Below are 14,626 nucleotides of genomic sequence, written 5' to 3' on the forward strand. Positions count from 1 at the left end.
GATTAAGGCTGGTGTTGCTTTAAGGCCCAGTTAATGTGCTCTTTCACTAACGCTGAGGAGTGAGAGAGCGCTGTTTCTAATGTTCGAATAATGTCTGGGCTCGTGGGGGCGTTGCCAAGAGCAACGGCAATGTTTCGGCGCCAGTTTTCAAAACCTGTGCGGCGGATAGGAGAACCTTCGGTATTTTTTAAAAAAGTCTCTTCATCCCACGCAAATAATTCAACTAAATCCGCTGAATCGAGATTGTGTCTTGGCTGAAAATCGTCTTCTTGCGTGTATTTGGCGAATTTGGTCCAAGGGCAAACCAGCTGGCAGTCATCACAGCCAAAAATCCGATTGCCCATTTTACTGCGCAGATTTTCTGGAATAGGGCCTTTGTGTTCAATGGTGAGATAAGAAATGCATTTTCCAGCGTCGAGTACCCAAGGCTCAACGAAGGCATCGGTTGGGCACTGAGTTAGGCATGCGGTACAGCTGCCGCAGTGTCTGGTCGCCGTCGGTTTGTCGACAGGGAGTGGTAAGTTAGTAAAGATCTCGCCAAGCAAAAACCAGCTGCCTGCCTTTGGTGTTAATAGCAGGGTGTTCTTGCCAATCCAACCCATGCCGGCTTGCTCAGCAATTTGTCTTTCTAAAATAGGCGCGCTGTCAACAAAGGCGCGATAGCCGTGGTCACCGACTTGTTGTTCTATTTTCTTTGCTAATTGAGTAAGGCGTTTGCGAATTAACTTGTGGTAGTCGCGGCCTAATGCATAGCGCGCAATGTAGGCTTTGTGTTTGGTTTTTAGTCTTTCGACTGTTTCGACCGATTGGGGAAGGTAATGCATTCTCAGCGAAATAACACGACGGGTTCCAGGATGCAGTTGCTCTGGGTAAAAACGCATATCACCATGGTTGGCAAGATAATCCATTCCAGCATGGTATTGATTATTAAGCCACTCGTTAAACTCTTGTTTGTACTGAGCCAAATCTGGCTCGACGATACGAGCGTCAGCAAAACCTAACTCAATGGCCCATGATTTGATGTCATCAGCAAGTTGGTTCAATTCTTCTGGGCTGGATAAAAACGAAGGAAGCAAGTGAGTACCGAAACATAAGACGCTAGGCTAGAGAGTCAGCCTAGCGTGAGAAAACAAAAACTAGTAAAGCTGAGAGTCGCCTTTTACCACATCCATCAACAGTTTGATGAATTTGCGATCGGCTTCCGTGTGCTCTTCCTGAATTTTAATGGTGGTTTGGTTTGACACTTCTTCCGCAATGCGTTGATACGCATTTGGCTGGTTGATATTTTCTTTGGCGATACGGACTAATTCTCCAGCGAGTTCTGGATCCATAAGCATCTTACGAAAACAGCGCAAAAATTCATCAATAACTCGTTGTTGGTTAAGCTCATTAGCCATGGTAGAACTCCTAATCAATTTATGCTGCTATGACACCATGAAGCGTGGGCTAGAGCAAGTTTTTATACGCTTTGTGTTGACAAATCTAAGGCGTAAAGACAGAATGAAACGCTATATAATTCGACAACACCCTGTCGATGACTCCTTTTTTTGGGCCACTAGCCCATCTCAATCAGATTTATTCTGATAAGCACAAGTATAATGTGACGCAATACTGTCATCTTATGCTTCTCCTCGCGAAAAAACGCGGACAGTGTAAAAACTGCGATTTCTTGCGTTTGAGTGTTTGTTACTTTTATATAAGTGCCTCTTATTTTTAAAAGTTACCTCAGTTAGTTTAGCAAACATCGTTTTATCAACTTTAATCTGTTTGTCTTATGCGGTTACAATAGCCAGACTAAAATTAAAAGACAGATACATACTATAGAGGGTAACAAGGTGGAGTTATTATCCGGTGGTGAAATGATCGCCCGCTTCCTCAAAGATGAGGGAGTTGAATATATCTATGGTTATCCAGGTGGAGCCGCACTTCATATTTACGATGCTTTGCATCGTCAGTCTGACGTAAAGCATATTCTGGTTAGGCATGAACAAGCGGCAACGCACATGGCGGATGGTTATGCGCGGGCTACGGGCAAGGCCGGTACGGTACTTGTCACCTCTGGTCCAGGCGCTACTAATACGGTAACAGGTATTGCGACGGCGTACATGGACTCTATTCCCATGGTTGTCATTTGTGGTCAGGTAATGAGTTACTTGATTGGCGAAGATGCGTTCCAAGAAACCGATATGATTGGTGTTTCACGTCCGATTGTGAAGCACAGCTTTACGGTGAAGCATCCTTCTGAAATTCCCATGATCATGAAAAAGGCCTATCACATTGCCAGCACGGGTCGTCCAGGTCCTGTGGTCATTGATGTGCCAAAAGACATGACTATGCCTGGTGATAAGTACGAGTACAAATACCCTGAGTCGGTATCAATTCGCTCGTATACCCCACCAACGAAAGGTCACAGTGGTCAGATTAAAAAGGCCGTAGATTTGTTGTTAGCCGCTAAACGTCCAATCATTTATGCTGGTGGTGGCGTGATTATGGGCGGCGCATCACCATTATTGGTGAAATTGGCTAAATCTTTGAACGTGCCGGTTACTAATACCCTAATGGGCTTGGGTGGATATCCAGGAACAGACAAGCAGTTCGTTGGTATGTTGGGCATGCATGGTGCGTACGAAGCCAATATGACAATGCATCACAGTGATGTCATTCTTGCGGTTGGCGCACGTTTTGATGATCGCGTGACGAACGACCCAGATAAGTTTTGCCCCGGGGCGAAAATTATTCACATTGATATCGACCCTGCGGCTATCTCTAAAACCATTCGTTCCGACGTGCCTATTGTTGGACCTGTTGCTCAAGTTTTGGAGGAAATGCTGTCGCTGGTTGAAGGGCAAAGCTCAAACACAGAAGCGCTTGTTGGCTGGTGGAAGCAAATCAATGAGTGGCGTTTGGTACACGGTGGTCGTTATGACACAAGTGGCGATAAGATTAAGCCGCAGGCTGCAATTCAAGCCTGCTGGCGTGCTACAAAAGGCGATGCCTTTGTTGCGTCTGACGTCGGTCAGCATCAAATGTTTGCAGCTCAGTACTATAAGTTTGATAAGCCAAACCGTTGGGTTAACTCCGGTGGTCTAGGAACGATGGGGTTTGGTCTGCCTGCGGCAATGGGTGTGAAAATGAGCTTCCCTGAAGAAACCGTTGTCTGTGTAACAGGTGAAGGCAGTATTCAGATGAACATTCAAGAGCTTTCTACTTGTTTGCAGTATGGTTTACCCGTGAAAATCTTGTGTTTGAATAATGGTTATTTGGGCATGGTTCGTCAATGGCAAGACATGAACTACGAAGGTCGTTATTCAAATTCTTACATGGATTCCTTGCCTGATTTCAAAATACTGATGGATGCATACCGCCATAAGTATGTTGAGATTCGTACCAAAGATGAGCTCGACGCCAAGATGGAAGAAGCGTTTGCGATGACAGATCAATTGGTCTTCATTAACTGTTACGTGGATCCAGAAGAGCATGTGTATCCGATGCAAGTGCCTCGTGGCTCTATGCGTGATATGTTCTTGAGCAAGACGGAGCGTACCTAATATGAGACATATTATTTCTGTACTGATGGAAAACGAGCCGGGTGCTTTGTCGCGAGTTGTTGGTTTGTTCTCGCAACGTAATTTTAACATTGAATCATTGAACGTGGCCGCAACCGATGATCCGACCTTGTCTCGTCTAACTTTGACGACATTTGGTTCAGATCAAGTGGTTGAGCAAATCACTAAGCAGCTTAACAAGCTGATTGACGTCGTGAAGCTGGTTGACTTAACTGAAGGTCAGCATATTGAGCGTGAGTTGATGTTGGTTAAAGTACGTGCTACCGGCGCTCAGCGTGCGGAAGTAAAACGCACTGTTGATATCTTCCGAGGTAATATCATTGATATGACACCCTCTATCTACACGATTCAAATCGTGGGTGAGTCAGATAAACTGGATGGTTTCTTGCAAGCATTGGGCGGTGCTCATTTGCTTGAAGTGGTTCGTACAGGTGTGTCTGGTATTGCTCGCGGTGAAAAGACACTGTCTTTGTAATCGACCACTGCTTTAGAGTAGTCCCATCGTTAGACTGAAAAAGCCGCGCTTGTACGCGGTTTTTTTTCGCGTAAATGATAGAGATTAAAGAGAATTAAATGGATAAAACGAATTGGAAACTGCTCAAATTATTGGAGCAAAATGGCCGTTTAACTTATGCCGAACTGGGTAAGCTGGTTCATCTTACGGCACCTGCTGTTGCTGAGCGCGTGAGAAAGCTTGAAGAATCTGGTGTGATTACGGGTTACGGTGCAAAAATCAATTTAGAAAGAGTAGGGATTCCGATTACCGCTCTAGTGGAGTGTCAGGTTTATCGAACCAAAGAACGTGAGTTTAAAGCGTTAGTTCTCAGTTTGGATGAGGTTATTGCTTGTCATAATGTGACGGGGCCTTATGCGTTTGTACTGCGTGTTGCTGTTCGTTCTATGTCCTTATTGGATGAATTGTTAGATCGTTTAATTGATCTGAGTGACACCAATACCATGATGGTACTTTCAACCCCAGTGTCACGAGAAATGCCGATCAATATTGAAAAAGGGGTTGAATCTGATGGGGGTTAAGGGTGTTGGACAAGTTTAATAGATGTTTTTGTTTGGCGTGGCCATTGGCTAATAATCATGCCCGTCATGATGAAGCCACACCCAATTAAGGCGCGAGTTGAAAGTATTTCTTCCATAAATAGCCAGCCGCCTAATACAGCAAAGACGGCTTCAGATGAAAGAATGAGAGCACTGATACTCGGTGAAACATTTTTTTGCCCTAATGTTTGCAGTGTAAAAGCGATACCCGAAGAGGCAACGCCAGCATAGACCAACGGCCACCACGCCATTTTAATACCGTCCATTGTGGGGGCTTCTAATGTGAAAGCAGTGACAGAGGCTAATATTGTTGCTACTGAAAACTGCACGATGGAAAGTGGTAGGGCAGATACATATCGAGATAAGTAACCAATAATGAGCACATGCCCTGTCCAAAAAAGCGTGCCTAATAGTTCTATGGCATCGCCTTTGTTGACAGAAAAGTTTGGCCCAACGGTTAAACTGTAAAGTCCTATTAACGCTAGACCCACTCCAATCCAGGTGTGCTTTTCGGTTTTATGGCCGAGCATAAGTCCAAATATTGGTACGAACACAATATACATGCTAGTGATGAAGCCTGCGTTGCCAGCAGTGGTGTATTGCAAACCGATTTGTTGGCATGTAAAGCCTAAGAACAAGCAACCTCCTGCCGTAAGGCCACCTAGCCAAAGTGTGCGATTGTTTTGGGAAAGCCTAGGTTTAAAAATAAACAGCAAAGGCAAAAGTGACAAGGTCGCTAATAGAAAACGAACCGCATTAAAGCTGTGTGGCCCGAGGCTTTCCATGCCAACACTTTGAGCGACAAAGGCGAACCCCCAAATAGCCGCGGTGGCCCATAAAAAAAGATGTGCAATAGACATAGCTAACCTCAGGAGATTGATAATCGAGTGGTTATTTTATGAAGTGATGGGGATTTTCCACAGGTGATATAAAAAGTTGTTTGTGGGCTTCGCTTTGGATAATAAAGCAAATTTAAGGTTTTGCTTTATTAATAAAGAGGGTAACTAATTGATTCTTAATCCTCTTAAAATATTCTTTTTTGTCTTGCTGAAAAGGTTAAAAAATAGGCTGACAGGTGAATTGTTTGGCTGTAAAGTGGCGCCAAAGTTTAGAGCTTACTGTCATTTCTAAGTGGGTCGATCTAACGCATTATTGAGAGAAATAAAAGCTATGACATTCAGTGTTTGGTTGGCAATGGCGCCGTTGTTAATGTTGCTGTCTTTGGGGCCTGGCCCAAATAACTTTACCTCCATGCACAATGGCATTCAGGTCGGTGCCACAAAAGCTGTTATTGCGGTAGTAGGGCGAAATCTTGCGTTTGGTATTTTGATGCTCGTTTCTGCGTTAGGTTTAGGGGCCATTATTGTCTCTTCTTCTTTCTGGTTCAGTATCATTAAGTGGTTTGGTGTTGCTTATTTGTTCTATGTTGGTATTAAGACGTGGCGAAGCGCTGCAATCGTTCTGGAAGAGCATGAAAATGAAATAGGAACTAAAGCAAAATCTGGGCATTTAGCGCGAATGCGTCAAGAGTTTTTGGTGGCGATTGGTAATCCTAAGGCGATATTGCTGTTCACCGCTATTTTTCCGCAGCTGCTTGATCTTAGTCAGCCTGTTCCTATGCAGTTTTTCTGGATGGGATTAACCTTTTGCTGTACAGAATTTATTGCGGCTTATGTTTATGCGATGAGCGGCAAGCAGATACGCCGTTTGATCCGCAGCCCGAAAGGCATGAAAAATCTCAATCGTGGAATGGGCAGTGTGTTTGTTTTGGCGAGTGCTCTTTTGGCAACGGCCACGCGCTCTTAAAAAACGGGTGATTTTGAGTGTAAATTAAAAAGGTGACTCAAGGTCACCTTTTTGCATTCTAGTAAACATTTGTATTGCTTAACTGTGTTCTTTTAAGAACTCTTCACTTAAGTATAATTCTTCATTGCTGTTTACTTTTACATCGCGAGCTAGAATCATTTTTGCGATGTCTTGTGCTTCTTCTAGAGAATGCATTTCGTAAGTGCCACACTGATATTCGTTAAGTTCTGGAATATCGGCTTTGGATTTTACTTTCAATACATCTTCCATTGCCGCTTTCCAAGAGGTGGCGACGGTGTCTTCTGAAGGTGTACCGATCAGGCTCATGTAAAACCCAGTACGACAGCCCATTGGCGAAATGTCGATGATTTCAACACTGTCACTGTTTAAATGGTCACGCATGAAACCAGCAAATAAATGCTCTAACGTGTGAATGCCTTTTTCTGAAAGAATTTCTTCGTTTGGCACACAAAAGCGTAAATCAAAAACGGTGATATCGTCCCCTTTCGGTGTTGACATGGATTTAGCGACACGTACTGCTGGCGCATCCATACGAGTGTGGTCAACACGGAAACTGTCTAGTAATGGCATAAATTCTCTCCTGCTTAACTCAACGACATGGTCGTTGCTTCATAAATGGTGATATCAATCTGCACTATTGTACATGAAGTTTTGGCCCTTTGATCGGACTTTTTGGTGATCTCATGTATTCGTAACTGAGCGCCAAGCAAAAAGCGATAACGGCGAACAGCATGCTTTGGCCGATGAAAAACATCATAAAGGCGCAGCATATTAGGGCGATCATGGCTAAGAGTTGGGCGACACGATTGACTAATTTTAAGGCCGCAATACAGGTGAGGGTGTAGATAAGCAAGAAACTACCGTTTGTCATTTCAATGAACCATGACATTTTCCAGCCTGAAAGTTCTGACAATAAAATAGAGGAGAGGGTAATGACGCCAACAAGGAAAACCGCTTTTTCTGGTGCCCCTCGTTGATTAAGGCGAATAAAGATGGATGGTAGTGCTCCTTGTTGAGCCATAGATTGCACCATGCGAGAGAAGCCTAAAATATAAATAGCCACGTTGGCGAAAGCGATAATGTAAGCGCCAACAGCAAAGAGTCGACTGCTGGTTTCTCCCATCAGTTTACTGACTAATAATGCGAGTGATTGACTATTGGTAACTTCGTCGCCATAGGTGTGGTGCCAAGCGATTAATAGCACTAGGCTCAGATAGGATAAAATAACGATGGTGATACCGCCAAGAAGCGCTATAGGGAAATCACGCGTTGGGTTTTTGAACTCAGCGCCCATATGAGCCATTACCTCTATGCCTAAAAAACACCAAAAAATCACTCCGGTGGCATATAAGGTTTGCTGCCACTGAGACAATGTTGTAGGGGCCTCTATTACTTGGCGGCTGGCAGAAATATCACCAATAAAGCATAACCATAAAATGGTGAGTATCATGATAATGACGATACCTGTTTGAAATCGTGCGGATGTTTGCATTCCAACCACAGCAAATAAAAGCATGCCGGTAAGTGTCAGTAGGCTAAAAAATAGAATCCATTGATCCGATGTTTTGAAAATAATAGTGAGGTATGCGGCCGCCACTTTTATCGCGACAGCGGGACCAACGAGTAAAATACTGAGAAATAACCAGCCGACGGCCTTTTCGTATTTTGCTCCGAATGCTCGACCTATATAGTGGGAGGCACCGCCAGCGGAAGGGTATTTAGAACCAAGCAGTGCAAAGATAAAGGCTATTGGAATAATCATTGCTGCGGTTATTAGCCATGCATAAAATGCAAAGGATCCCGCCTCAGCTACAGACATGGCGGGCAAAATCATCAGTCCTGTACCAATAAAAGTGGTTACTGTCATTGCTATACCTTGAAGCGGGCCGAGAGTTTTTTGATATTGCGTCATTTGTTTGCCTTTACTTGTTAAATTCAGTGGCTGTTTTTTATTGTCGCTAAGGATAAAATAATCATCTAAACAATACGCTATACAAGTTGACGCTGTTTGGGGGCATTTTGCCGGAAAATCTGTCAATTTGATTGGCATCTCATAAGAGAGGAATACTGAGTGGCGGATCACTATGATCAGAAAATATTGGCTTTGCTAGTCGGTGATGCTCGACTGTCTGTTTCGGATATTAGTCGGCAAGTGAACTTATCTCGCTCCGCTGTCACGGAACGAATTCGCCGTATGGAAGATAATCGCACTATCACTGGCTATCATGCTCATACTTCAGTCTCAAAAGAAGATGGTGTGACAGCTTATTTAGCGCTTACTTTTAGACCGTTATCCTGTGATCTTGTGCAGCCATTAATTGATGCGATTCCAGAGGTGAAACTTGCGCATTCGATTAGTGGAGATCTAGATCTGCTGATATTGGTTCAAGCCAGTTCTATGGCGCGTTTGCATGTTATTCGCAGTGAGATGGATGGTTGGCCGAATCTAGATAAGATTGTGACCCACATGTGTCTGGCGAAACGTTTAGATCGATGGTAAGCGTGTTTTATATTGTTTTTACATAAGGTGAGGTGTCGTCCTGAAAGCTTGGAAGCTTAAAGAAAAGTGGTCTGTAAAAGCAAAATCCTATGATGATTTACTGACATTATCGCTGTTGGGGGCCTTGTGTGGTCTGTTAAGTGGCCTTGTGATGGTCCTTTTTTATGCTGTCATTTATTTGCCTATGCGATTTTTTCTGGGGGTGGATTTTGATGCCTACGAGTCCCTTTCCGAAGCGTGGCGGGTGAGTTTAGTCATTGTGTCTTGCTTTGTTCTTGCTGGCTTTTTGACATGGCTGCCAAATCGCTTTCATAAAGTAGGTGTGCCTTATGTGATAGAAAGGTTGAACTATCATGGTGGTAACCTGCCTATTGGCAATGCGGTCGTACAATTCTTTGCTGCAGTTATTGCCTTAGTTGGGGGGCTTTCTATCGGTAAGGAGGGGCCAGCTGTACATTTAGGTGCCACTTTAGGTGGGTTTTTAGCCGCAAAGGCGAAGCTTCCTCAATATGGTGTTGAGACATTATTGGCTTGTGGTGTTGCTGGGGCCATTTCAGCTATCTTTCAGACGCCGTTAGCTGGTGTGCTGTTTGCGTTTGAGGTGATTTTTCTAGAATACCGCCAGCGATACGTTTTGCCAGTGTTACTCTCTTCTGTTGTTGCGGCTTTGATCAGCCATTACGTCCTCGGTCCTTTAGATATTTTTAGTATTGGAAATATTTCAACCGTCGTGTTCTCGGGTAATCTTTTTTTGACCTGTTTTGTTTTGGTTATTCTTATTGTGTTGTTATCCGCATTATTCCTGCACACTCAAAAAGCACTGTGGCATCTAAGTGGTCTCTCTGTTTGGTTGCGATTTTTTGTGGTCGCGGTTGCAACGTCCTTGGCAGCGGTTTATTTACCAGAGGCGCTGGGGAGTGGTTACAGTTCGTTGAGTAATTTATTGTCGGGAAATTTATTGCTTCACTCTTTGCTTTTGCTAATCGTTGTAAAAACGCTTTTGACTGCATTAACGATTGGGTTAGGGATACCGGGTGGCATGATAGGGCCTACTTTTATTATTGGCGGCTTGGCTGGTGTTCAAGCGGCATTGCTGTTTGGTCACAGTGAGGCGGATATTATTCTGTTTGCTTTGCTCGGAATGGCAGCAATGATGGCGGCCAGTTTTCAAGCTCCACTCACTGCATTAGTGGCCATTATTGAGATGACGCATTCATCAGAAGCAATTGTTCCTGCGCTATTTGTGATTGTCTTGTCTTGTTTGTTAATGCGCGTATTTTTTCATCAAGAGTCGGTGTTTGCTGAACGCTTAAGTTATATGGGGATGTCTTCTAATATTAGTCCTTTACAGCGATATTTGCGGCATCATACTGTGAAGCCTGTTGCCGAAGATGTGCTGGTTTTACCGGTAAACCTTCCTCTTGAACAGGTAAAGGATTTGGCTTCAAGTGTGGTAGACTATGCCATATTTCAGCTAGAGGGTGAGTGGCGGCTTATTCGTCGAGCTGCTTTGTTGGATGCACTGCAGACATTAGAATTTGGTCCTCAACCTTGGCTGGTGTCCGATGAGGAAAAAATATCGATGAACTTACCATTCGCTTTAGAATCTACTTATATTCCTTTGATAGATGAGCCCGCGTCATTGGAAGCGATGTTAAGTTGGTTCCAAAAGACAGGGTTATCAGAAGTGCTGGTGTCTTTGTCTGCGTCTTCTTTTAGTTTGGTTTTAAGGCATCGTCTTGATCAGTTTTTGTTAAAAAATGATTAGAAAACAATTGTCTTGTTAAAGTTTGAAGCATGTCAGATTGCTCGCTTACTACATGATTTACACTATTGGTTATAGGATTTGAAAAATATGAGTCGTTCAGAAGATCTATACGCACGCGCCCAACACCGCATTCCTGGAGGGGTCAATTCTCCAGTGCGAGCTTTTAATGGCGTGGGGGGGACACCTATATTTTTCCAGCGCGGAAAAGGTGCTTATGTTTATGATGAAGATCAGAAGCGCTATATAGATTATGTTGGTTCTTGGGGGCCTATGATTCTGGGGCACTCTCATCCAGATGTGTTGGATGCGGTTAGGCAGCAATTGGATTTTGGTTTGAGTTTTGGTGCCCCCACTGAAGTTGAAATTACCATGGCTGAAAAAGTCTGCGAACTGGTTCCTTCTATGGACATGGTGCGCATGGTGAATTCTGGTACAGAAGCTACTATGAGCGCGATTCGATTAGCTCGTGGCTACACTGGTCGTGATAAAATCGTTAAGTTTGAAGGTTGTTATCATGGGCACTCAGATTCTTTGCTTGTGAAAGCGGGCTCTGGTGCATTGACGTTAGGAGTGCCTAATTCTCCTGGTGTTCCTGCGGATTTAGCGAAGCATACCATTACCCTGCAATACAATGATATTGAAGAGGTGGTTCGTTGCTTCGCTGAAATAGGAGATCAAATCGCTTGTATTATTGTTGAACCTGTCGCGGGCAATATGAATTGTATTTTGCCTGCGGAAGGCTTCCTTGAAACGCTGCGCAAAGTGTGTGATGAATCCGGTGCTGTGTTAATTTTTGATGAAGTAATGACTGGATTTCGTGTGGCACTTGGTGGTGCGCAAGACCATTTTGGTATCGTTCCTGATTTGACCACTTTAGGTAAAGTGATCGGTGCGGGTATGCCGGTTGGTGCGTTTGGTGGCAAACGTGCCATTATGGAATGTATTTCACCCTTAGGTCCGGTGTATCAAGCGGGTACCCTGTCTGGTAATCCGGTTGCTATGGTGGCGGGTTTGGCTGTGTTAAATAAAATCAGTGAAAAAGGTTTTCATGAAACTTTAGGCGCCAAAGCGGATCGTCTGGTCTCTGGATTGAAGAAAGCAGCAGACGATGTTGGTGTGCCGTTCTGTGTCGTGAGTGTCGGTGGTATGTTTGGTTTCTTCTTTACTGAGGCGAAAGCGGTGACAAGTTTTAGTGAGGTTCAGCGCTGTGATTTGGCTCGTTTTAAGGCTTTCTTCCATTACATGTTGGAAGAGGGCGTATATTTTGCACCAGCCGCTTTTGAGGCGGGCTTTATTTCTCAAGCACATACAGAAGAAGATATTGATTACACGATAGAAGCCGCAAAGCGCTCTTTTGCTAAACTCGTATAAATAATTCGTAATAAGGAAGGTTTACAACATGTCTATTGATGATATGAAAAAATCACCAGTTGATGAAATTGAAGACATCGACGTTGGTGATGAAAAAAAGCAGCCTCATAAAGGGGTTTATTTATTGCCTAACTTGTTCACAACGGCAGCCCTTTTTTCGGGTTTTTACTCCATTATTGCTGCTATGAACGAAAACTACTCGCATGCTGCTGTGGCTATTTTTATCTCGATGATTTTTGATGGCTTAGATGGTCGAGTGGCTCGTTTGACGCACACACAAAGTGCTTTTGGTGCTGAGTACGATTCTTTGGCTGATATGGTTTCTTTTGGTATCGCACCGGCATTAATTGTGTTTACTTGGTCTTTGGCGCCACTTGGTAAGATTGGCTGGATTGCCGCATTTGTTTATGCTGTGGGCGCAGCACTGCGTTTGGCTCGTTTCAATACTATGATTGGAGTAGAGGAAAAACGTTATTTTACCGGACTGCCTAGTCCGGCAGCAGCGGCTATTGTGGCGGGTGTTATTTGGGCCGCAAATGATAATGGTGTGTCTGGCGAAAGTTTGGCGACATTGATGGCATTGCTTGTTCCCATTACTGGTTTGCTGATGGTCAGTAATGTGAAGTATCGCAGCTTTAAAGATCTGGATTTAAAAGGACGTGTTCCTTTTGTGGTCCTCCTGATTGCGGTTCTGGTATTGGTATTTGTTGCTTTGCAACCGGCATTTGTGCTGATGAGCGTGTTTTGTTTATATGGGTTGTGGGGGCCGCTTGGCATTGTGTTCAAGCAATTGCGCTAGATGATTGTGATATAAAAAAGCATTCTATTTTATTGTGAGTGCTTTTTTTGAACTAGTGGCGTGACCCCTTGTCAATAATTTTAATAACATAAGGGGACATGCTATGCTGATTTTGAATAAGAAAGCGTCTGATTGCTCTGAGTCAGAAGTGACAGATAAATCCATTTATCTAAATCGCCGTCAATTTATGAAGGTAACGGGTGGTATTGCGCTTGGTGTCGGTGGCATTGGTCACGCAGCCGCTGCGCTTCAAGAAGGTAACCCTTTGTCACCACCGTCTTCGCTTAAATCCTCTTTTGACAATATAGTCGAAACGTCTTTTGGTAAAGACGACAAACTCTCTCCTTATGATGTTGCTACCTCATACAATAATTTTTATGAATTTGGTTATGGCAAAAGTGACCCTAAAGAACGCTCCTCTCAGCTTAAAACCACACCATGGACCATTACTGTTGAAGGTGAGGCGGCCAAAACGGGCGTATTTGATCTAGACGGTATTATCAAAGAGTCTATGCTGGAGGAGCGAATATATCGACTTCGTTGTGTTGAAGCTTGGTCAATGGTTATCCCTTGGGTGGGTGTCTCTCTTGCTACGGTTCTTAAACGTTTCGAGCCAACATCAAAAGCTAAATATGTGTATTTTGAAACGTTATATGATCCTAAACAGATGCCTGGTCAATTAGGGAGCGGATTGGACTGGCCTTACAGAGAAGGTTTGCGCATTGATGAGGCAATGAATCCTTTGGCGTTCCTTGCTGTGGGGATGTACGGAAGTATTTTGCCAAATCAAAATGGTGCGCCAGTCCGGTTGGTTTTACCTTGGAAGTATGGCTTTAAAAGTATCAAATCCATTGTGAAAATTCGCTTCGTTGAAACTATGCCAGAAACAACCTGGAGCATGTTGGCTCCGAATGAGTATGGTTTTTATGCTAATGTGAATCCTAATGTTGATCACCCACGCTGGTCGCAACAACAAGAGCGTCGTTTACCAGGTGGTGTGCTGTTCCCAAACGTCATTGAAACGAAAATGTTCAATGGTTATGAAGAGGAAGTTGCTTCTCTGTATGCGGGTATGGATTTGAAAAGGTTTTATTGATATGGCTGGTTTCTGGGACAGAAGAGAAAAACCCTATGTTTTAGCTATCTTCACCTTGCCATTTTTATGGATGTTTATTTCATTAGTAATGGGGCAGTATTTTCCAGATCCTGGCAAGTTGTTGATGAGGTTAAGTGGTATTTGGGCGTCTGTCTTTGTCGTGGCTGTTATGGCAATGACTCTGATTGGTAAGATAGAAGCCTTAAAGTTTATTAACCGATACCGTCGCTTCATTGGTGTAACGGCGTTCTGTTATGCATCACTTCATTTTATTATTTATTTGGTGTTGTTTGCTGGCTTAAGTTGGACATGGATCAGCTCTGACCTTATTGAGAAACCTTATATTTATGTCGGTACTTTAGCTCTTGTTATTATGGCTGCCCTTGCTATAACCAGTACAAAATCCATGATGCGTAAATTAGGCAAAAAGTGGAAGCCGCTTCATCGTCTCATGTACCTCGTTGCTTTAGCCGTGATTGCGCACTTATGGTGGCAGGTAAAAGACGATATTTCACTTGCTGTTTATTTTTCTGTGCTGTTAGTGCCTTTGTTGTTGCTTAAAATCCCGACGTTACCAATGTATAAGAAATTTTTTAAGAAAACTTAAAAAAATGCTTGCACAGAAAATTTTGGAATGTATTATACG

15 protein-coding genes are annotated in these 14,626 nt (G+C 43.6%); 10 read left to right on the forward strand and 5 right to left on the reverse strand.

Features of this window, described 5'->3' with window-relative positions; genetic code table 11:
- Positions 1–2: 2 nt before the first annotated feature.
- Together queG and DKT73_RS16335 are read right to left on the reverse strand one after the other, a co-directional pair.
- Positions 3–1,076 carry a tRNA epoxyqueuosine(34) reductase QueG gene (gene queG, locus DKT73_RS16330; protein ID WP_111639618.1) on the reverse strand — a complete coding sequence of 358 codons (1,074 nt, stop codon included), beginning with the start codon at positions 1,074–1,076 and terminating at the stop codon, positions 3–5.
- Between the two features lie 60 nt (positions 1,077–1,136).
- Positions 1,137–1,397, reverse strand: a complete 261-nt coding sequence (locus DKT73_RS16335) for a hypothetical protein (RefSeq protein WP_012069032.1) — start codon at positions 1,395–1,397, stop codon at positions 1,137–1,139.
- A 438-nt stretch (positions 1,398–1,835) separates the two neighbouring features.
- Between DKT73_RS16335 and DKT73_RS16340 the strand changes: the two genes are divergently transcribed.
- The 3 genes from DKT73_RS16340 to DKT73_RS16350 all read left to right on the forward strand — a co-directional run bounded on the left by DKT73_RS16340 (position 1,836) and on the right by DKT73_RS16350 (position 4,601).
- Entirely contained in the window at positions 1,836–3,548 is a 1,713-nt protein-coding gene (locus DKT73_RS16340; RefSeq protein WP_111639619.1) for an acetolactate synthase 3 large subunit, read from the forward strand.
- A 1-nt stretch (position 3,549) separates the two neighbouring features.
- Entirely contained in the window at positions 3,550–4,041 is a 492-nt protein-coding gene (ilvN, locus tag DKT73_RS16345) for an acetolactate synthase small subunit (protein WP_111607978.1), read from the forward strand.
- A gap of 98 nt (positions 4,042–4,139) precedes the next feature.
- Positions 4,140–4,601 carry an Lrp/AsnC family transcriptional regulator gene (locus DKT73_RS16350; RefSeq protein WP_111639620.1) on the forward strand — a complete coding sequence of 154 codons (462 nt, stop codon included), beginning with the start codon at positions 4,140–4,142 and terminating at the stop codon, positions 4,599–4,601.
- Here DKT73_RS16350 and DKT73_RS16355 read toward each other — a convergent pair.
- A complete protein-coding gene (locus tag DKT73_RS16355) occupies positions 4,598–5,479 on the reverse strand; it encodes a DMT family transporter (protein WP_111639621.1) in 882 nt (293 codons plus the stop codon). The two genes, DKT73_RS16350 and DKT73_RS16355, sit on opposite strands and share 4 nt — an antisense overlap.
- Positions 5,480–5,789: 310 nt before the next feature.
- Between DKT73_RS16355 and DKT73_RS16360 the strand changes: the two genes are divergently transcribed.
- On the forward strand, positions 5,790–6,425 hold the full coding sequence (locus DKT73_RS16360; RefSeq protein WP_111607975.1) for a LysE family translocator: 636 nt from the start codon (positions 5,790–5,792) through the stop codon (positions 6,423–6,425).
- A gap of 78 nt (positions 6,426–6,503) precedes the next feature.
- On the opposite strand, the gene luxS is transcribed toward DKT73_RS16360, so the two are convergent.
- Both luxS and yjeH read right to left on the reverse strand, forming a co-directional pair.
- Entirely contained in the window at positions 6,504–7,016 is a 513-nt protein-coding gene (gene luxS, locus DKT73_RS16365) for an S-ribosylhomocysteine lyase (RefSeq protein WP_111607974.1), read from the reverse strand.
- Positions 7,017–7,080: 64 nt separating this feature from the next.
- Positions 7,081–8,358: an L-methionine/branched-chain amino acid transporter gene (yjeH, locus tag DKT73_RS16370; RefSeq protein ID WP_111639630.1), complete on the reverse strand. Its 1,278-nt coding sequence runs from the start codon at positions 8,356–8,358 to the stop codon at positions 7,081–7,083.
- A 159-nt stretch (positions 8,359–8,517) separates the two neighbouring features.
- On the opposite strand from yjeH, the gene DKT73_RS16375 reads away from it, so the two are divergent.
- The 6 genes from DKT73_RS16375 to DKT73_RS16400 all read left to right on the forward strand — a co-directional run bounded on the left by DKT73_RS16375 (position 8,518) and on the right by DKT73_RS16400 (position 14,587).
- Positions 8,518–8,946 carry an Lrp/AsnC family transcriptional regulator gene (locus tag DKT73_RS16375; protein ID WP_111639622.1) on the forward strand — a complete coding sequence of 143 codons (429 nt, stop codon included), beginning with the start codon at positions 8,518–8,520 and terminating at the stop codon, positions 8,944–8,946.
- A gap of 151 nt (positions 8,947–9,097) precedes the next feature.
- Positions 9,098–10,714, forward strand: a complete 1,617-nt coding sequence (locus tag DKT73_RS16380; RefSeq protein ID WP_232827915.1) for a chloride channel protein — start codon at positions 9,098–9,100, stop codon at positions 10,712–10,714.
- 87 nt (positions 10,715–10,801) lie between these two features.
- Positions 10,802–12,085 carry a glutamate-1-semialdehyde 2,1-aminomutase gene (gene hemL / locus DKT73_RS16385; protein WP_111639624.1) on the forward strand — a complete coding sequence of 428 codons (1,284 nt, stop codon included), beginning with the start codon at positions 10,802–10,804 and terminating at the stop codon, positions 12,083–12,085.
- Positions 12,086–12,113: 28 nt separating this feature from the next.
- Positions 12,114–12,884, forward strand: coding sequence for a CDP-diacylglycerol--serine O-phosphatidyltransferase (pssA, locus tag DKT73_RS16390; RefSeq protein WP_111639625.1), 771 nt, complete (start codon positions 12,114–12,116; stop codon positions 12,882–12,884).
- A 103-nt stretch (positions 12,885–12,987) separates the two neighbouring features.
- Positions 12,988–13,980, forward strand: coding sequence for a protein-methionine-sulfoxide reductase catalytic subunit MsrP (msrP, locus tag DKT73_RS16395; RefSeq protein WP_111639626.1), 993 nt, complete (start codon positions 12,988–12,990; stop codon positions 13,978–13,980).
- Between the two features lies 1 nt (position 13,981).
- Complete coding sequence (locus DKT73_RS16400) at positions 13,982–14,587, forward strand: protein-methionine-sulfoxide reductase heme-binding subunit MsrQ (protein ID WP_232827913.1); 606 nt, start codon at positions 13,982–13,984, stop codon at positions 14,585–14,587.
- Positions 14,588–14,626 lie beyond the last annotated feature (39 nt).

This window comes from Marinomonas shanghaiensis (genome assembly GCF_003259175.1).
Taxonomy (GTDB): domain Bacteria; phylum Pseudomonadota; class Gammaproteobacteria; order Pseudomonadales; family Marinomonadaceae; genus Marinomonas; species Marinomonas shanghaiensis.